A 16606-nucleotide genomic window follows, 5' to 3' on the forward strand; every position below is an offset into this window, starting at 1 on the left:
CATCCAATCTTGACCCACCCTTGTTCAAGCCTTTGAGGCTCAGGCTGTGGGTAACTTCTTGGTCTTGGACTCCTTGGGGGTGGGTTGTGCAGAGCTGTTCTTGAACCGGTAGCTCTCGTTGCCGGTTTCAAGGATATGGCAGTGGTGGGTGAGGCGGTCCAGCAGGGCGGTGGTCATCTTGGCGTCGCCGAAGACGCTGGCCCATTCACTGAAGCTCAGGTTCGTCGTGATGACGACGCTGGTGCGCTCGTAGAGCTTGCTCAGCAGGTGGAAGAGCAGCGCCCCGCCGGAGGAGCTAAACGGCAGGTAACCGAGCTCGTCGAGGATCACCAGGTCCATGTGAGCCAGCCGGTGCGCCATCTGGCCGGTCTTGTTGTTCAGCTTCTCCTGCTCCAGCAGGTTCACGAGCTCCACCGTGGAGAAGAAGCGCACCCGTCGCCGGTGATGCTCCAAGGCCTGCACGCCGATGGCCGTGGCCAGGTGGGTCTTGCCCGTTCCTGGCCCGCCGACCAGCACGACGTTCTCGGCCCGGTCCATGAACTCACCGCGGTGCAACTGCTTCACCAGCGCCTCGTTCACCTCGCTGTGCGCAAACTCGAAGCCCGCCAGATCTCGGTAAACCGGGAACTTGGCCTGCTTGAGCTGGTACGCGACGGCACGCACCTCCCGCTCGGCGGACTCGGCCTTGAGCAACTGAGCCAGGAAGGGCTGCGCGGCTTCAAACGCCGGCGCGCCTTGCTCGGCCAGGTCTCCCACGGCCTGCGCCATGCCAAACATCTTGAGCTCCCGCAGTGCGGTCATGAGCCCGTTGGTTGCTGAGTCACGCATTGCGGACCTTCCTTTCTTCGCGCAAGGCGTCATAGCGGTTCACGTTGGCCTGCGGCTCGTTGGTCAAGCGCAGCGCGTGCGGGGCGTCCACGGGCGGTGGCGCGGCCTTCCCGTCCACCAGCCGGTGCAGCACGTTGAGCACGTACATCTTGGTCGGCACGCCGACCTCCAGAGCCAGCTCGACAGCCGCCAGCACCGCCTGCTCCTCGTGGTGCAGGACCAGCGCCAGGACGTCGACCATCTCCCGGTCACCGCCAGGCTTCTTGAGCAGTTCCGCCTGCAACCGTTTGAAGGCCTTCGGCAGCTCGACAAACGGCGCGCCGTTGCGCAACGCGCCGGGCTTGCGCTGCAGCACCGCCAGGTAGTGACGCCAGTCGAAGATCGTCTTGCCGAGCGTGTCGTGCCGGCGGTCGATGAACCGCTGGTGCTCGCAGATGATGTTGCCCTCGGCCGCGACGACGAGCCGGTCTGCGTACACGCGCAGGCTCACCGGCCGGTTGGCGTACGACGCCGGCACGCTGTACCGGGTGCGCTCGAAGGTGACCAAGCAAGTCGGCGAGACGCGCTTGGTGTGCTCGATGAAGCCGTCGAAGGGCGCGGCAGCTGCATCAGCAGCGGTCGCTCGTCCTGCCAGACGTCATGCACGGTACCGGGCAGCTTGCCATGCGAGATCTCGGTCCACAGCGCCTTGCAGCGCTCCTCCAGCCAGGCGTTGAGCGCGTCCAGCGACGGGAAGGCGGGCACGGGTTGCCAGAGCCGGTGCCGGGCGTCGCGCACGTTCTTCTCAATTTGGCCCTTCTCCCAGCCCGAGGCCGGGTTGCAGAACTCGACCTCGAAGAGGTAGTGGCTGACCATCGCGGCGAAGCGCGCATTGACGTCGCGCGCCTTGCCGCTCAGGACCTTGTCCACGGCGGTCTTCATGTTGTCGTAGATGCCGCGCTTGGGCACACCGCCAAACACGCGGAAGGCGTGGTTGTGAGCGTCGAACAGCATCTCGTGGGTCTGCAGCAGGTAGGCCCGGATGTAGAAGGCCCGGCTGTGGCTGAGCTTGAAGTGCGCCACCTGCAGCTTGGTGCGCTCGCCGCCGAGCACGGCCCAGTCCTCGCTCCAGTCGAACTGGAAGGCCTCGCCGGGCTCGAAGACCAGCGGTACGAAGGTGCCGCGGCCGGTCGTCTTCTGGGCCTCCTGGCGCTTGAGCGCCCAGTCCCGCGCGAAGGCGGCCACGCGGTTGTAGGAGCCGTCGTAGCCGAGCTCCATGAGCTCGGCGTGCATCTGCTTCAAGGTGCGCCGCTGCTTGCGGTTCTTGCCGGACTCGGTCTTGAGCCACTGGGCCAGCTTCTCCGCGAACGGATCGAGCCGGCTGCGGCTCTCGCGCTTGGCGTACGACGGCTCCTTGTCGTCGCTGCGCAGGTACTTCCGGATGGTGTTGCGAGACAGGCCGGTGCGTCGGGCTATCTCTCGGATGGACAACTGCTCACGCAGGGCCCATCGCCTGATGACACTTAGTGTCGCCACGTCAATCACTCCAATGCTCCTGCCGCAAGTTGCGGCAGGCTAGGGTTCATACGTGGGTCAGGTTTGAACGGAAATCAGTGCGGTCGGTGGGTCAGGATTCGGCGGCAATCAACAAGGTGTCAGACGTACTGTCGGCCATCGTCACGCTGGACAGCCAGGAGCCCAAGACGGGGGTGAAGCCACGGCTGGACAGCGTGATGGACTTTGCCTGTGGCTCGGGCTCGCTGTTGATGAACGTGCGCCGCCGCATGCAAAAGGCGGGGGGCACGATTGGCAAGATCTACGGCCAGGAAAAGAACGTGACCACCTACAACCTGGCGCGCATGAACATGCTGCTGCACGGGGTGAAGGACACCGAGTTTGAGATCTTCCATGGCGACACCCTGGCCAACGAGTGGGACAAGCTGCGCGAGCTGAACCCGGCCAAGCAGCCGAAGTTCGACGCCGTCGTGGCCAACCCGCCCTTCAGCCTGCGTTGGGAGCCGGGCGAGGCAATGGCCGACGACGTGCGATTCAAGAACCACGGCCTGGCGCCCAAATCGGCGGCGGACTTAGCCTTTCTGCTGCACGGCTTTCACTTCCTGAAGGACGAAGGGGTGATGGCCATCATCCTGCCGCACGGGGTGCTGTTCCGGGGCGGGGCAGAGGAGCGCATTCGCACCAAGCTGCTGAAGGACGGGCACATTGATACCGTCATCGGTCTGCCGTCTAACCTGTTCTATTCCACGGGCATTCCGGTCTGCATCCTGGTGCTGAAGAAGTGCAAGAAGCCGGACGACGTGCTGTTCATCAACGCGAGTGGTCCTGAGAACTTCGACAAGGTCAAGCGCCAGAACCAGCTGAACCCTGCGCACATCGCCAAGATCATCAAGACCTACCAGTTCCGTGAGGAAGAGGCGCGCTACTCACGCCGGGTAGACATGGCCGAAATCGAGAAGAACGATTTCAACCTGAACATCTCGCGCTACATCAGCACGGCGGTGGGTGAGGCGGAAATCGATCTGGATGACACGCACCGGGCGCTGCTGGATCTCGAGAAGGCGATAGCGGCTGCGAAGGACACGCACAACCGCTTCTTGAAAGAGCTGGGGTTGAAGCTGTTGCCGTAGGCCTCGTGCTGATGACGAATTGAGCTTCCAGAAAGCAGCTGGTCGTCACCGTCCGCTCCTGGCGGCGGATTCAACCGGTCGACGCAACACACTAACCACTGCTCAGGCAGCAGGAGTGTTGCAGATGAAGTACCGGACACGGACGTACTACACCGCCGCTCAAAAGGCATTGATGTGGGAGCGCTGGAAGGACGGATGGACGCTCCATGAGATCGGCAAGCTGTTTGATCGGCCGCACACGTCGATCCACAACATCCTGTCGAAGACGGGTGGCATTCGACCGCCCGAGCGTCGCCGCGGTGCCACCGCGCTGACGCTCGCAGAACGAGAAGAAATCTCGCGTGCGCTGACGGTCGGCCAGTCGATGCGTTCAATTGCCGCCAGCCTCGGGAGAGCGCCGTCGACCATCAGCCGTGAGATTCATCGCAACGGCGGCCAGGAGGACTATCGGGCAACCTCGGCAGACCAGGCCACCTGGGCGCGCGCCCTACGCCCGAAGCTCTGCAAGTTAGCCAAGAACCGAGCGCTGGCGGGCATCGTGGCGGACCTGCTTCGGATGCTGTGGTCGCCAGAGCAAATTGCTGGCTGGCTCAAGCATACTTATCCGAACGACCAGAGCCTTCACGTGTCACACGAGACGATCTATCGCAGCCTGTTCATTCAAGCGCGCGGCGCCTTGAAGAAAGAGCTGCTGGAGCACCTACGGCGCACGCGCGGCATGCGCCGCTCTCGCTCTTACACGCAGAAGACGGTCATCCATGGCCAGATCGTCGACGCGGTGTCGATCAGCGAGCGGCCAGCCTCAGCCGAGGACCGGGCCGTACCTGGTCATTGGGAAGGGGACTTGGTCTTCGGCAGCGGCAACAGCCAGATCGCGACGCTGGTTGAGCGTCAGACACGATATGTGATGCTGGTGAAACTGGACGGCAAAGACTCGCAGACGGTCGTCAATGCGCTCATCAAGCATGCCCGCAAGCTGCCGCAGGAGCTCTACAAATCTCTCACCTGGGACCGGGGGACTGAGATGCACGGGCACAAGCGGTTCACCATGGCCACCGACATCCAGGTCTACTTCTGTGACCCGCAAAGCCCCTGGCAGCGGGGCAGCAACGAGAACACCAATGGGCTGCTCAGGCAGTACCTGCCCAAGGGCATCGACATCTCGGGCTACTCACAACACCAGCTCAACGCGATCGCCAGACAACTGAACGAGAGACCGCGCAAGACGCTCGGCTTCCAAACGCCCGCTGAGCGATTCAGCGAATGTGTTGCGATGACCGGTTGAATCCGCCGCCGGGAGCAGTCCGTCGAGTCGCCAATAGCGATGTCCGCTTCCGCTGCATAGCCGGCATCACAGCTCCCATGGCGGCCCGACGAGAAGGCCGACCGAAGCCATTGCCGGTTTCCGCTCGCCTCATAGGTGGCTAACCCGTTGATCGCATTGAAGAATTCCCATGACTGAAGCTGCTGCATCTATGGCGGTCTCGGCTTTGGCTCGGCTTCGCCATTGGGCACAGATACAGCGGCAAAGGTAGCCTTACAGATCTTGGACTTACGGAAGCTCGTGTCCTCGGCAGCCCTGGACTGTTAATCCGTAGGTCCCTGGTTCGAGCCCAGGTCGAGGAGCCAAAATTGAAGCCCCATTCGCGCAAGCGATTGGGGCTTTTTCTTTGCGGCACCGTCGGCGTCTGCTGACCTTCGTCACCTTCCCGGCGCCCGCCGATGAAGAGAATCGCCGTCATCTCGGGACAGCCGCACGATGGACGACAGAAAACAGCCCACACCGCAGGTCGAGCAGCAACTCTGGGCGCTCGCCGATCGATTCGACCGCCTCTTGCGTGAGGCCTCATCGCCGCAGCAGCAGATCGACGTGGCGCGATCGATCCTGAAGGCGTTCGACGACATCGAAGCAGCCTACGTGCCTGATCAGATCTACGTCCACAAGCGGCTGAACCTTCTGGAGACGGCGCTGGAGATTCTTCTGAAGCATCCCGACGCCGTCGATCAATCGGCGTCATGGGCCCTGGCGTTCGCCGCCGACGGCCTCGCGAGAATCCCCAAACGCTTCGCGAAGAACACGCCCTTTGGATCCGCGTGCACGGCGTTCTGGGAACGCGCGCATGAGGCGATCTACCGTCAGCATCCGCAACGCACCGACGCCTGGGACGCCGCCTTCGAGGAGTTCTCAGCCGCGGTCATCAGCGCCAACCAGGCGCCGCGCACGCACAGCGAGGGATCGCTGAAGTCGGCCAAACGGCATAACGACCTCTTTGCCCTCGGCAGGTCCATGCCCTGGATGGCGTTGATCAGCGTCTCGCCAGGATCGTCCTGAGCATGACGCCAAGGCGGACGCCCGTCAGGGTCAGCGGCTGCCACCCTCTGTCGCTTCCGCCCTCACACGCTGCAGCACTTCGTATTGCGCGTCGACCATCGTCCGGTTCGGATCGTGTCCGGTGCGGGCCAGTGGGATGAACACCTTCTTCGGCGCGACGATCTCGTCGAAATAGGCGCGGCTGATCTGCGGCGGCGTCACCAGATCCTGCTCGCCCTGCAGCAGGTAGACCGGCATGGCGAAACGGACGCCGAGCTTGCGCAGGTCGATGCGGGGCCCCATGCCGTCGCCGGCCAGTCCGACGAAGTTCAGGAACGAGTAGTCCTCGCCGGCCTCGTAGGCGGCCTCGTAGTCGGGCGTGTCGTACCCCGGTCCAAAGGTGAACCAGCCCTTCGGCGCGGCGTCGCTGCCCTGGGCCTCGTACTTGCGCGTCACGCGTCGCAGGACACCGAAGGCGCGGGGATCCTTCCACGGCGGCGGTCCGATCTTCTGGAGCTTGCCGACGCTGTCCGCATCGTCTGCGGCCTTCGCCAAGGCGATGGTGCTGGCATAGCTGGCCGCCGTGTCGGCGTAATAGTCCACCAGCTGCGCCGTACCGACGTACGCCTGGAACAGTTCGGGCGCCGCCATCGCCATGTGAACCGCCAGCGCCGAGCCCCACGATCCGCCCATCAGGATGACCTTGCGCTTGCCCAGCCGCTGCGCGGCGTACCGCGCGACCTCGACGCCGTCCTGGCTCAGTTGCGCCATCGTGAGCGCCTCGCCCTCGGCCGGCCGGGTGGCGGCGAAGGTCTTGCCCGCTCCTCGCTGGTCCCACTGGACCACGGTGACCGTCCTGGACCAGGCGCCGAAGAGTCGATCGGCAAACGGCGTGTTGGGATTGCCCGGGCCGCCGTGCACGATCAGCACCACCGGATTGGCGCAATCGTCTCCGCGGATCGTGAGCCACTGGGGAATGCCGCCGATGGGCACATAGCCAATCTCCTGGACCGATGCGCCGGCACTCGCGCAGGCAGGACTGAGCGTCCCGGGGTCGGGTTGCGCGGAAGTCGTCGCGGGACCGAACGCGAGACAGGCAGCGACGAAAAATGCGAGGGGTGCCAGGACAGGGGACCATGAGCGTTTCAGCATGGGCGCACTGTATCGTCCGATGCGGCGACGCCGCCCCGAGGGCGTGCCCGACCCGCGCGCGCCGTTGCGTCCCGTTGCATGCCGGCTGTCAACACGGCGTGAGGCCGGCGCGTTCAGCAAGATCCAGGGAGAACTCCAATGAAGCAGATCATTCCATTCGCCGTCGGACTGCTGCTCGGCGCGGTCGTCACGACCAGCGTCCAGGCCCAGGTCTGGAAATGCACGACGGACGGCAAGACCCACTACTCGGACCAGCCCTGCACGGCCAAGGGCGAGCAGATGAAGCCGCAGTCCTTGCAGAGCAACGTGATCGACACCTCGGCGGACAGAGCCGCTGCCGAGCGCTCCCGGGCCGCGGCGGCCGAGCAGCAGGCAGGCGCCGCGCCCGCCCCGGCGCCGGCCGCGCCCAGCAACACCTGCCCCTCCGATCGCGACATCACCGCGATGGAGACCAAGGCCAACTCCATCTCGCTGAGCGCGGACGCCAAGCGTTTCGTCCAGGACGAGATCCGTCGTGCGCGCCAATGCCAGAAGGGCCAGGGCAACTACAACGCTTCCGACTGGAACGTGAGCAAACAGGCGGTGGATGCGCAGAGCAGCCTGACCGGCGGCGCCGACGCTCGCCGTCGCGCGGAGGCGATGCACAGCGCCGCCAATGCCAGCGAAGGTGATCGCATCGCACGGCAGCGCGAAGTCGAGGAACGCAATGCGCAGCGCCAGCGCGAGATTGACGAGCGCAACGCCCAGCGCCGGCAGAGCCAGCAACAACCGGGGCGCGATCGCTGAAGGGCATTCTCTGGTCCGCCGCCGAAACGCCGGCCTTGACGCCTTTCATCTCATGCAACATCATCAGTTGCATGAATTCCCCTTCACCGATTCCGCTGCCGTGGCCAGCTACGCTGAGCGCACCTCGCGGCTCGTTCCCGGCCTGGCATCGCTGCATGCGATGACGGGGGTACTGCTGGCCGAGCGCGCGCCTGTCGATGCCCACATCCTTGTGCTGGGCGCCGGCGGTGGCATGGAACTCAAGGCCCTTGCCGAGACCCACCCTTCATGGACTTTCCTCGGTGTCGATCCGTCCGAGCAGATGCTGGACCTCGCGCGATCGAGCCTGGGCAAGCACCTGCAACGGACCACGCTGCATCACGGCTACATCGACAGCGCGCCAGAAGATCGGTTCGATGGCGCCACCTGCCTGTTGACGCTGCACTTCCTGTCCGAAGACGAACGACTGGCGACGCTGAAGGCCATGGCACGCCGCCTCACGCCTGGCGCGCCGCTGGTCGTCGCCCACCACAGCCTGCCGGCCTCACCGGAGGAGCGGAGCACCTGGCTCATGCGGTATGCCGACTACAACGCACAAACTGGCGTACCGATCGCCCAGGCACGCGCCAGCGCGATCGCCATCGGCGAGCGCCTGCCGCTGCTGTCGCCGGAGCAGGAAGTCGCCCTGTTGCAGGCGGCTGGATTCACCCAGGTCGAGCTTTTCTATGCGGCACTGACGTTCAGGGGATGGGTCGCGCGAAAGGCGTGAATGCGGCCGCAGCACGTCGGGCGTTTCCTGCTCGAGGAGAGCGGCGCCCGCTACAGCTGGGACGAAGTGATCCTGGCCTCGCTGGCCAAGATCGAGGGCACGGAGGACGAGGCGGAAGACTGAGGAGCGCCTTCCGGCCCGCTTCAATGCGTCAGCCGGCTCTTCCGCCAGGCCAGATAGCTGCCCAGTTCCGTGAACGGCAGGAAGCCCTCGTCATCGGGGTCCGCGGGCACTTCGCAGACTTCCACCAGGTCGACCTCCGTCGCGGCCGACTTCTCGCCGAGCGCCGTGTCCAGCATGATCAGCAGGCCGTTGGCGAACTCGTTTTCCTGGTCCTCGTTGAAGCCTTGAACGGCGATCCGAAGACCCAGCACCTCCGGCGCGTCGGGATCGACCAGCGGCTCGAACCAGATGCCGTCGGCGGCCAGTTCCAGGCCTTGATAGCGGATGCCGAAGTCGAAGCCCATCGGCGGCTTCAGCGCCACCGGGATCCATCCCGGCAGCTCCGGCGCCACCGACACCATGGCCTCGACCAGCGGGAACAGCTCCCACTCGCCTTGCGCGGTGATCACCAGTTCCCGCTCGCCCTCGCCGGGCGCCGAGACCTCGAACCACAGGCCTTCATTCAACGCCTGAAGGTGCTCGAGCAACTCGTCCCAGAACGGGTTGTCCGGCGTTTCCATGGCGTTCAGGTCCGACTGGCGCGATGCCAGCCAGGCCCAGAAAGCGTTGATCTTCTGAGGGTCGAGGTCGACGTCGAGGTGGTCTTGCATGCGGGGCTCCAATGCGCCCGATTGTGCGTCCGTCCGGGACGTCGCCGCCCGCTCAGCGCCCTCGCGTGAGCAGCCCCCGCCATCGGCCCCAATCCTTCGTCACCGGCGGCAAGGCCAGCACGAACAGCACCGCGGCGAGCGGCACCACGCACACGAACCCGAGGTGCTGGAACCCCAGCGCGCCCGCCACGCCGCCCAGCACGAAGGCCGCCAGCAGCCCGCCCGCGCGCATCGCCCGCCGCCGGTCGTGGCGCACCGCGGCGCGCTTCGCCGACGGCTGCCGGTTCCAATAGAGCATCTTCCCGAGCTCCATCCCGAGGTCGGTGATGTTCCCCGTCATGTGGGTGGTGCGGATGCTCCCGCCCGAGGTCTTGGACCCCACCGCGTTCTGCAGCCCCATGATGAAGGCCAGCAGCAGCACCGTCAGCGGCACCGCGAACGGCGTGTGCCAGGTCAGCGTGATCGCACCCATCAGGCCGAAGGGGAACAGCAGCGCCGCCTCCAGCATCAGCGGCAGCGCGTAGACGCTGCGCAGGCCGTGCTGCCTCGCCCAGTTCACCAGCACCGCGCACACCGCCGCGCCGGCCAGAAAGGCCAGGATCGCCCCCAGCGCGTTCAGCACCAGCGTCCCCTGCCCCATCACCGCGCCGTCGGCCAGCTGCGAGGCGAAGCCGGTCATGTGGGAGGTGTAGCGCTGCAAGATCAAGAACCCGCCCGCGTTCACCGCGCCCGCGTTGAACGCGAGCAGCAGCCCCAGCGCCTGGTTCGTCGACGGCGCGCGATGGCGGCTCGTCAGGTGCAGCAGTCGCCTCACGGCGTCTCCCGAGGTCGGTGACAGTGCGGACGATGATACGGGCCGCGTCAGGCTTGACGTCTGAAGGACTCAGTCCGCCTCAGCGCAAAGCCTGTGGTTCCAGCGGAAGGTTGGTCACCTGCACCTTATCGAGGAACGTCCCCGGCTTCGAAGTCGGCATGAACGACAGCGAGCCCTTGCCGGCCTCGAGTATCCCGATGAGCAGTGCCCCGCCCGCAGCGCCCGCCGTGCCGGCGTTGTAGTTGAAGTAGTAATAGATCATCGGCCGGTCGTTGATCCGGTCACGCGGCACCCAAATGCCGCCCTCGAATGGCCCCATGGCGGTGTTCTGCACGTATTGCCGGACGCACGCGCCGGGCCCTCGATAGAACGACCCCTTCTCATTACGGGCCTCGAGACGGTAGATCCCCTTGGCCAGGCCTTCCCGCCAGGCGACGCCACCGAAGGCTCCACGCTGCTCCACGTACTCGACATCCTCGTCGAATCTCACGTACTCGTCCGACGTAACTTTCTCGAGCTTCTCGGTATGCCTGTCGAAACTGGCGGCGCAGCCGGTCAGCGTGACGACGAGCGCACACAACAGCGCAGTGGCGATTCGCATGTGGTTCCTCCCTGGAGACGTTCTGATGGATTCTTCGCGCGGGGAGTCTATCGCGCGTCACGGGGCCGACCGTCAGGGCATCGCCGGCTGCCCGTCCACCTTCGCGCCGTACTTCGTCAGCGTCGCATGCATGCGCTTGAAGTCGATCGGCTTGACGAAGTAGTCGTCGAAGATCAGGTCCTCGGCCGACTCGAAGTCCGTGTTCAAGGGCGTGCCGCTGACCGCGATCGCAATCAGCGCCGGCAGGCTGAGCTTCAGCCGCTTCGCCAGGTGCCGGCCGTCGGCGTCGGGCATGTCGATGTCGGTGATCAGGAGGTCGGGCTCCCACTTCAGCCCGATGCCGATCGCCTCCAGCCCGTTGCGCGCGACCCGCAACTCGAAGTTGTAGACCGTGAGCAGCTCGCGCAGGAGATCCAGCGAATCCGGCTGGTCATCGGCGACCAGGACCTTTAGGCGTTCCGACATGGGCGTAAGGATGACAGTTTGGGCGGGGGTAGCAATCGGCGGACCCGCTCAGCGGGACAGCAGCGCGGGCAGCGAGGACGACAGCAGCGCGACGCCCGATCCCGTCAGCAGGCCCAGCACGATCTGGCGGAAGCGCTGGTCGGAGAGGCCGTGGTACAGCCGACCGCCGAGCAGCGTCGGCACCAGCATCGCCGGCGCGACGACGCCGAACAGCGGCAGCATGTCGCGCGTCACCACCCCGGTGGACAGGTAGACCGCCATCGTCACGGCCAGCGCCGAGAGGTTGAAGTTCTGGATGATCGAGCGCTGCTCGTCCTTGGGGAGCCCGCGCAGCGTGCACCAGAGCGTGGGCACCGTTCCGGTGAATCCGCCGAGACCGCCCATCACCCCGCCGACGGCGCCGACCACGCCGTCCGCCACGCGCCCTCCGAACCGGACACGCGGCAGCCGGGCCGCCATCAGCATCGCCGGACACCAGACCACGAGCAGCCCGCCGAGGATGGCCTTGAACATCTGGAGGTCGAGCAGCGGCAGCAGCGCCGTGCCGATCGGCACGCCGACGAGTCCGCCGACCAGGAACGGCGCCAGCCGCCGCCAGTCGAAACCGCGGCGCACCGTCACCGCCGCGATGATCTGGCCGGTGAGCGAGCCGAAGACCGCCAGCGCGGCCGCCAGGCGCGGGTCCAGCGTCCAGGCCCAGAAGGACATGGCGGTCAGCCCGAATCCGAAGCCCGACAGGCCCTGGACGAAGCCGGCGCAGACGGCGCCCACGATCACGATGCCTAGAGAGTCCATGCGGCGCATTCTTCCATCGGAAGCGCGCACGGGAGGCACGCGGGACGCCCACGGGACGCCCAGGAGACGCGCGGATGAGACACCTGCGGGAGTAGGATCGCGAGGTTCTTGAAAGCGCTTTCCCATGAAGAGAAAGAAGCCCCTCCTGTCGACGTCCAGCGAGGTCACGCTGGGCATGGTGGCCACCGCCAGCGGCGTCTCGCCGAGCACCGTTTCGCGCGTGCTCAGCGGCGCCGCGCAGGTGAGTTCGGACAAGGCCGAGCGCGTCCGTCGCGCGATCGACGAACTGGGGTTCGTGCCCAACACCATCGCCCGCGCACTGGCCGACGGCCGGACCTTCAACGTCGGGCTGCTGGCGCAGTACTTCGAGAGTCCGTTCTACGCGCTGATGCTGCGCGGCATCGAGGAAGTGCTGACGCCCGCGGGTTACGGCCTGGTCGTGGCGAGCGGCCACTGGCAGCCGGAAGAGGAGCAGCGCTGCATCGCCTCGCTGCGGTCACGGCGCGTGGACGGGATCATCGTGCTGACCGGCGGACTGAGCGATGCGTTCCTCGCGGCGCTCGCGCGCGAACTGCCCGTCGTCGTGACCGGTCGCGCGCTGCAGGCGGACGGGCTTCATGCATTGAAGACGGACGACCTCGAAGGCGCGCGCGTGGCGACGCGGCACCTGATCGAGCGCGGACACACACGCATTGCCTTCATCAGCGGCGATCCCGCACATGCGGACTCGTCCGAGCGCGAGCGCGGCTACCGCGCGGCGTTCGCAGAAGCGGGCCTCGCCGTCGACGAGGCCCTGATCGGCGGCGGCAACTATTGCGAGATCGGCGGCGCCGCGGCGATGACGCGGATGCTCGATCTCGGCCTGCAGTTCACGGCGGTCTTCGCCGCCAACGACCAGATGGCGGCAGGCGCGGCGCGCGTGCTCCACAGCCGAGGCTTCCGCGTGCCGGAGGACGTCTCGCTGGTCGGCTACGACGATCTCCTGAACACCGCGCATGCGAGCCCGCCGCGCACCACCGTCGACGTCCACATCGCCGAGCTCGGCCGCCGCGCGGCCTCGGCGATGCTGGATCTGCTGCGGACGGGCGGCTCGGCGATCCAGCCGCCGATGCCGCAGCTGATCGTGCGGGAGTCGACCCGGCGCCTGCAGCCTCCGGCGGCGGGCGCCCGCTGATGAACTGACCCGCTCTCGCCTTGCTTTTCGTCAACTGCCCGTCACAAATCCTCGGCAGAATGCAAGGCATCCGAGACAACAACCGGCTGCACTACTGGGCAGAAAGCTGGAACCCGTCACCAGCGTCACGGATACCCTTTTCCGAAACGAAGCCACCCGAGAGGTGGCTTCTTTCATTGGGGCTCCGAGCTCGGCCAGGGAGGCCGGCCAGCCCCACCTGTCCCCCGCAACCCCCCAGGCGCAGGGAGCCAACCCCGGGTTTCCCCGGCCCTGCGTCGCGCCCGCCCATCACCTTGGGTAAAGAACTTTGAAAGTCCGCGCTCGCCTCCGTTGCGAAACGTACAGCGTGCGATCCTTTCGTCCACTCCGCGACCGATCCACGACGCATCGCCCTCGCCATCGTCCGCGGCTCCCCCAAAAACCTGTTTCGCGCTTCCGTCCCAGCCATCGCCAGATCGGGCCGCGCTTGCTCCTGCCATTGCCTTCCGATGACAAGCACCCGCCGACCAGCCCTGCATCCGCTCTCCTTCGCCCTCCTGCTGGGCCTGAGCGCCTCCGCCTGGTCCCAGACCACGCCGCCCGCCCCCGCCACGGCGCCCGCGAAGGCGCCCACACCGACACCTGAGCGCTCGCGCCCCGCAGCGCCGCCGTCCAACAAGGAAGCCGACAACCCCACCCAGCTCGACCGCGTCGAGATCCAGGGCACCTCGCGCGACGACGACCAGCGCCGCGCCTCCACCGCGTCGAAGATCATCATCGGCCGCGAGGAGATCGAGCGTTATGGCGACTCGACCATCGGCGAGGTGCTCAAGCGCCTGCCCGGCGTCACCACCGGCGGCCGCCCTGGCCGCGGCGGCGAGGTCCGCATGCGCGGCATGGGCGGCGGCTACACCCAGATCCTCGTCAACGGCGAGCGGATGCCGCCGGGCTTCTCGCTCGACGAACTGCCGCCGGAACAGATCGAACGCATCGAGGTCATGCGCGCGCCCACCGCCGAATTCGGCGCCCGCGCCATCGCCGGCACCATCAACGTCGTCCTGCGCGAGGCCATCCAGCGACGGCTCAACGAGGTCCGCCTCGCCACCGCCTTCGAGCGCGACCACGTCACCCCGCACTTCAACTGGACCCGCAACGACAAGATCGGCGACAACGGCGACGCCTACAACTTCACCGTCAACGCGATGCAGCACAAGCGCGTCGACGACATCGACTCGCACTCGCTGACCCAGGTCTACGACACGAACACCGGCGCGCTGAAGCGCGAGACGCTGCTCACCAACCTCGGCCAGTCCAAGGATGAGCGCAAGTCGCTCAACATGACCGGCCGCCTGCAGCTGCGCCTGGACGGCGGCGACACGATCGCGATCCAGCCCTTCCTGATGGCCAATCGCGGCGAGTCGTCCAGCAGCTTCCATCAGACCCAGACGCCGCCGATCACCGACGACAAGGACCCCGAAGCCCTGCGCTACAACACAGCCGCCACCGACGGCAGCAGCCGCTCCAACATGGCCCGGCTCAACGTGCAGTGGAACAAGCGCATCGACGACAAGTCGCGCCTAGAGACCCGCGTCGGCGTCGGCCGCATGACGATGTCCAGCGAGAGCCATCGCGCGGAAGACAACGTCACCGACGCCGCGACCACGTTCTACCGGACGCAGGACGACAACACCCGCAGCCGCGACACCTCGTGGAGCTTCAACACGAAGCTGAGCCACCAGATGGACAACGACCACAACCTGGTCGCCGGCATCGAAGGCGAAGGCACCAAGCGCCACCAGAACCGCGTCTGCCTGCAGAGCTACACCGAAGGCGCCGCGGGCACCGCCTGCAGCTTCCTCGCCGACTTCGGCGACAACGTCGACGCCTCCACGCGCCGCTTCGCCGCCTATGCGCAGGACGAGTGGAACGTCGGCAAGGCATGGGGCTTCTACGCCGGACTGCGCTGGGAAGGGATCAAGACGGAAAGCACCAACAACCAGGGGCCCGTCAGCAACAGCTCCAGCGTCCTGACACCGCTGCTGCACGCGGTCTACAAGATCGACGAGAAGAGCCGCGAGCAGATCCGCGCCAGCCTGACCCGCAGCTACAAGTCGCCCAACCTGAACGACGTCATCGGCCGGCTGAGCATCAGCAACCGATTCCCCTGCGACGACCCCAACCTGCCCTGCTCGTACAACACCATCGATTCGCCCGATCGCCTGGGCAACCCCGACCTCAAGCCGGAGATGGCCACGGGCGTCGAGATCGGTTACGAGAAATACCTTTCGAAGGGCGGCCTGCTCAGCGCCAACTTCTTCTACCGGCGCATCACGGATCTGATCCGCAACCAGATCGTCCTCGAGACGGTGCCCTACGCCCCCGTGCAGCGCTACGTCGTGCGGCCGCGCAACATCGGCAACGCCAAGACCTACGGCGTGGAGCTCGAGGCCAAGTTCCGACTCGACGAATACCTGACCGACGCGATCCCGGTCAACCTGCGCAGCAACCTGTCGCTGTTCCACTCGGCCGTCGACGGCATCCAGGGCCCGAACAACAAGCTCGACCAGCAACCGCGCTACACCGCCAACCTCGGTGCCGACTACCGGCTGCGTTCGGTGCCGCTGACGCTGGGCGCCTCGCTGAACTACACGCCCTCGACACTGCTCCAGCAGAGCAACCAGATCCTCAACGAGATCGACAAGAAGCGCGTGATCGACCTCTCCGCGATGTGGACCTTCTCGCCCGTGGTCGCCGTGCGCGTCGCCGCCAGCAACCTCGTGCCGCTGACCTTCGGCAACGGCAGCATCGCCACCACGCCGGGCCGCATCGTCACCAGCGAGAGCACCGGCCGCAGCTTCACCGTGTGGACCGTCCGCCTCGAATTGAAGGTCTGAGGACGCAAAAAGGCTGCCCGCGAGGGCAGCCTGCAAAGAGCGGAGCAGCTAGCCTCCGCGAGGGCGACGGGGCTGCAGAGGCCAGCCCCAAGGAGTCAACCGGTTCAGCGGCGCGAGGAGCTCTGCGCCTGCGCCTGGTCCTTGCCGGCGATGGCGTGGCTGGCGGGCGACCACACGGTGGCGCCGACACCCAGCAGCAGCAGCACCAGCACGGTCCAGGTCAGCGGCGACGTGCGACGGCGGGCGATCGGACGCGGCGGGCGCGAGCCCATGCGGGCGGGACGCAACTGCGACGGCAGCTTGTATTCCTGCAGACGATGCACCCGCACCGCCTGTTTGCTGCCGTCACTTCTGGACACAACCTCGAAGCTCAGGCGCTCGCCTTCGCGCGGCGGCTGACCGTCCATCGGGAAGGCCGACACATGCACGAAGAGGGCATCACCGCCCTGCTCCGGCTTCATCATCCCGTGGCCGCGCTCGGCGTACCAACTCTCCAACGTGCCATCGAATCGCATGATCTGATCCCCCATCGTGTAGAAACCCGACGCGCCCCGCCGGCTCGTGGCCTGCGGCGGCGTCCTGGACCGGGCGCTTCTCTCTCAATCCTGACGAAAAGGCCCGGCGCAGGGCCGGGCTCTTTTTGTGTATGGGGGCATCGTGCC

At 66.3% G+C, this 16606-nt stretch carries 15 protein-coding genes and 2 pseudogenes; 8 read left to right on the forward strand and 9 right to left on the reverse strand.

Going from position 1 to position 16606, the window contains the following annotated elements; all coding sequences use genetic code 11:
- Positions 1–39: 39 nt before the first annotated feature.
- The gene (gene istB, locus ACQ859_RS25735) at positions 40–828 is read right to left on the reverse strand and encodes an IS21-like element helper ATPase IstB (RefSeq protein WP_431263345.1); all 789 of its coding nucleotides are present in this window, start codon (positions 826–828) and stop codon (positions 40–42) included.
- Positions 821–2352, reverse strand: a pseudogene (gene istA, locus ACQ859_RS25740) (IS21 family transposase). Before istA ends, istB begins: the two are co-directional and overlap by 8 nt.
- A 104-nt stretch (positions 2353–2456) precedes the next feature.
- Between istA and ACQ859_RS25745 the strand changes: the two are divergent.
- From ACQ859_RS25745 to ACQ859_RS25755, 3 genes and pseudogenes are all read left to right on the forward strand, one after another.
- Positions 2457–3452 (forward strand): annotated as a pseudogene (locus ACQ859_RS25745) (type I restriction-modification system subunit M); the annotation flags it as partial.
- Positions 3453–3576: 124 nt separating this feature from the next.
- A complete protein-coding gene (locus ACQ859_RS25750; protein ID WP_431261628.1) occupies positions 3577–4737 on the forward strand; it encodes an IS30 family transposase in 1161 nt (386 codons plus the stop codon).
- Between the two features lie 585 nt (positions 4738–5322).
- Positions 5323–5784 carry a hypothetical protein gene (locus tag ACQ859_RS25755; protein WP_431263346.1) on the forward strand — a complete coding sequence of 154 codons (462 nt, stop codon included), beginning with the start codon at positions 5323–5325 and terminating at the stop codon, positions 5782–5784.
- Positions 5785–5814: 30 nt separating this feature from the next.
- Here ACQ859_RS25755 and ACQ859_RS25760 read toward each other — a convergent pair whose 3' ends face one another.
- Positions 5815–6756, reverse strand: a complete 942-nt coding sequence (locus ACQ859_RS25760; RefSeq protein ID WP_431263347.1) for an alpha/beta fold hydrolase — start codon at positions 6754–6756, stop codon at positions 5815–5817.
- Between the two features lie 297 nt (positions 6757–7053).
- On the opposite strand from ACQ859_RS25760, the gene ACQ859_RS25765 reads away from it, so the two are divergent.
- From ACQ859_RS25765 to ACQ859_RS25775, 3 genes are read left to right on the forward strand one after another with little or no spacing between them, the layout of a single operon-like run.
- Positions 7054–7701 (forward strand): DUF4124 domain-containing protein, encoded by a 648-nt coding sequence (locus ACQ859_RS25765; protein ID WP_431263348.1) that lies wholly within the window; start codon positions 7054–7056, stop codon positions 7699–7701.
- Between the two features lie 52 nt (positions 7702–7753).
- Positions 7754–8449 (forward strand): class I SAM-dependent methyltransferase, encoded by a 696-nt coding sequence (locus tag ACQ859_RS25770; protein ID WP_431263349.1) that lies wholly within the window; start codon positions 7754–7756, stop codon positions 8447–8449.
- Positions 8450–8572: a hypothetical protein gene (locus ACQ859_RS25775; RefSeq protein WP_431263350.1), complete on the forward strand. Its 123-nt coding sequence runs from the start codon at positions 8450–8452 to the stop codon at positions 8570–8572. It abuts the gene before it with no gap.
- 20 nt (positions 8573–8592) lie between these two features.
- On the opposite strand, the gene ACQ859_RS25780 is transcribed toward ACQ859_RS25775, so the two are convergent.
- From ACQ859_RS25780 to ACQ859_RS25800, 5 genes are all read right to left on the reverse strand, one after another.
- Positions 8593–9222 (reverse strand): hypothetical protein, encoded by a 630-nt coding sequence (locus tag ACQ859_RS25780; RefSeq protein WP_431263351.1) that lies wholly within the window; start codon positions 9220–9222, stop codon positions 8593–8595.
- 52 nt (positions 9223–9274) lie between these two features.
- Entirely contained in the window at positions 9275–10036 is a 762-nt protein-coding gene (locus tag ACQ859_RS25785) for a YoaK family protein (protein WP_431263352.1), read from the reverse strand.
- Positions 10037–10115: 79 nt separating this feature from the next.
- Positions 10116–10637 carry a hypothetical protein gene (locus ACQ859_RS25790; RefSeq protein ID WP_431263353.1) on the reverse strand — a complete coding sequence of 174 codons (522 nt, stop codon included), beginning with the start codon at positions 10635–10637 and terminating at the stop codon, positions 10116–10118.
- Positions 10638–10709: 72 nt separating this feature from the next.
- Positions 10710–11102 (reverse strand): response regulator, encoded by a 393-nt coding sequence (locus ACQ859_RS25795; protein WP_431263354.1) that lies wholly within the window; start codon positions 11100–11102, stop codon positions 10710–10712.
- A gap of 48 nt (positions 11103–11150) precedes the next feature.
- Positions 11151–11897, reverse strand: a complete 747-nt coding sequence (locus ACQ859_RS25800; protein ID WP_431263355.1) for a sulfite exporter TauE/SafE family protein — start codon at positions 11895–11897, stop codon at positions 11151–11153.
- A gap of 124 nt (positions 11898–12021) precedes the next feature.
- Here ACQ859_RS25800 and ACQ859_RS25805 point away from each other — a divergent pair, with 124 nt between their 5' ends.
- Both ACQ859_RS25805 and ACQ859_RS25810 read left to right on the forward strand, forming a co-directional pair.
- Positions 12022–13071, forward strand: a complete 1050-nt coding sequence (locus tag ACQ859_RS25805; protein ID WP_431263356.1) for a LacI family DNA-binding transcriptional regulator — start codon at positions 12022–12024, stop codon at positions 13069–13071.
- A gap of 488 nt (positions 13072–13559) precedes the next feature.
- Positions 13560–15944 (forward strand): TonB-dependent receptor plug domain-containing protein, encoded by a 2385-nt coding sequence (locus ACQ859_RS25810; RefSeq protein WP_431263357.1) that lies wholly within the window; start codon positions 13560–13562, stop codon positions 15942–15944.
- A gap of 104 nt (positions 15945–16048) precedes the next feature.
- Here the strand turns inward: ACQ859_RS25810 and ACQ859_RS25815 are convergent, their stop codons facing one another.
- Positions 16049–16459 carry a cold-shock protein gene (locus tag ACQ859_RS25815; protein WP_431263358.1) on the reverse strand — a complete coding sequence of 137 codons (411 nt, stop codon included), beginning with the start codon at positions 16457–16459 and terminating at the stop codon, positions 16049–16051.
- Positions 16460–16606: the final 147 nt, after the last annotated feature.

It is taken from the genome of Roseateles chitinivorans, from assembly GCF_050632235.1.
GTDB lineage: Bacteria > Pseudomonadota > Gammaproteobacteria > Burkholderiales > Burkholderiaceae_C > Roseateles > Roseateles chitinivorans_A.

What these genes read in the sequence shown, in the direction of transcription:
- ACQ859_RS25780 (WP_431263351.1), bottom strand. Translation starts at nt 9,222, where the DNA reads ATGCAAGACCACCTCGACGTCGACCTCGACCCTCAGAAGATCAACGCT.
- ACQ859_RS25770 (WP_431263349.1), top strand. Translation starts at nt 7,754, where the DNA reads ATGCAACATCATCAGTTGCATGAATTCCCCTTCACCGATTCCGCTGCC.
- ACQ859_RS25775 (WP_431263350.1), top strand. Translation starts at nt 8,450, where the DNA reads ATGCGGCCGCAGCACGTCGGGCGTTTCCTGCTCGAGGAGAGCGGCGCC.
- ACQ859_RS25800 (WP_431263355.1), bottom strand. Translation starts at nt 11,897, where the DNA reads ATGGACTCTCTAGGCATCGTGATCGTGGGCGCCGTCTGCGCCGGCTTC.
- ACQ859_RS25815 (WP_431263358.1), bottom strand. Translation starts at nt 16,459, where the DNA reads ATGCGATTCGATGGCACGTTGGAGAGTTGGTACGCCGAGCGCGGCCAC.
- ACQ859_RS25750 (WP_431261628.1), top strand. Translation starts at nt 3,577, where the DNA reads ATGAAGTACCGGACACGGACGTACTACACCGCCGCTCAAAAGGCATTG.
- istB (WP_431263345.1), bottom strand. Translation starts at nt 828, where the DNA reads ATGCGTGACTCAGCAACCAACGGGCTCATGACCGCACTGCGGGAGCTC.
- ACQ859_RS25790 (WP_431263353.1), bottom strand. Translation starts at nt 10,637, where the DNA reads ATGCGAATCGCCACTGCGCTGTTGTGTGCGCTCGTCGTCACGCTGACC.
- ACQ859_RS25795 (WP_431263354.1), bottom strand. Translation starts at nt 11,102, where the DNA reads ATGTCGGAACGCCTAAAGGTCCTGGTCGCCGATGACCAGCCGGATTCG.
- ACQ859_RS25810 (WP_431263357.1), top strand. Translation starts at nt 13,560, where the DNA reads ATGACAAGCACCCGCCGACCAGCCCTGCATCCGCTCTCCTTCGCCCTC.
- ACQ859_RS25765 (WP_431263348.1), top strand. Translation starts at nt 7,054, where the DNA reads ATGAAGCAGATCATTCCATTCGCCGTCGGACTGCTGCTCGGCGCGGTC.
- ACQ859_RS25805 (WP_431263356.1), top strand. Translation starts at nt 12,022, where the DNA reads ATGAAGAGAAAGAAGCCCCTCCTGTCGACGTCCAGCGAGGTCACGCTG.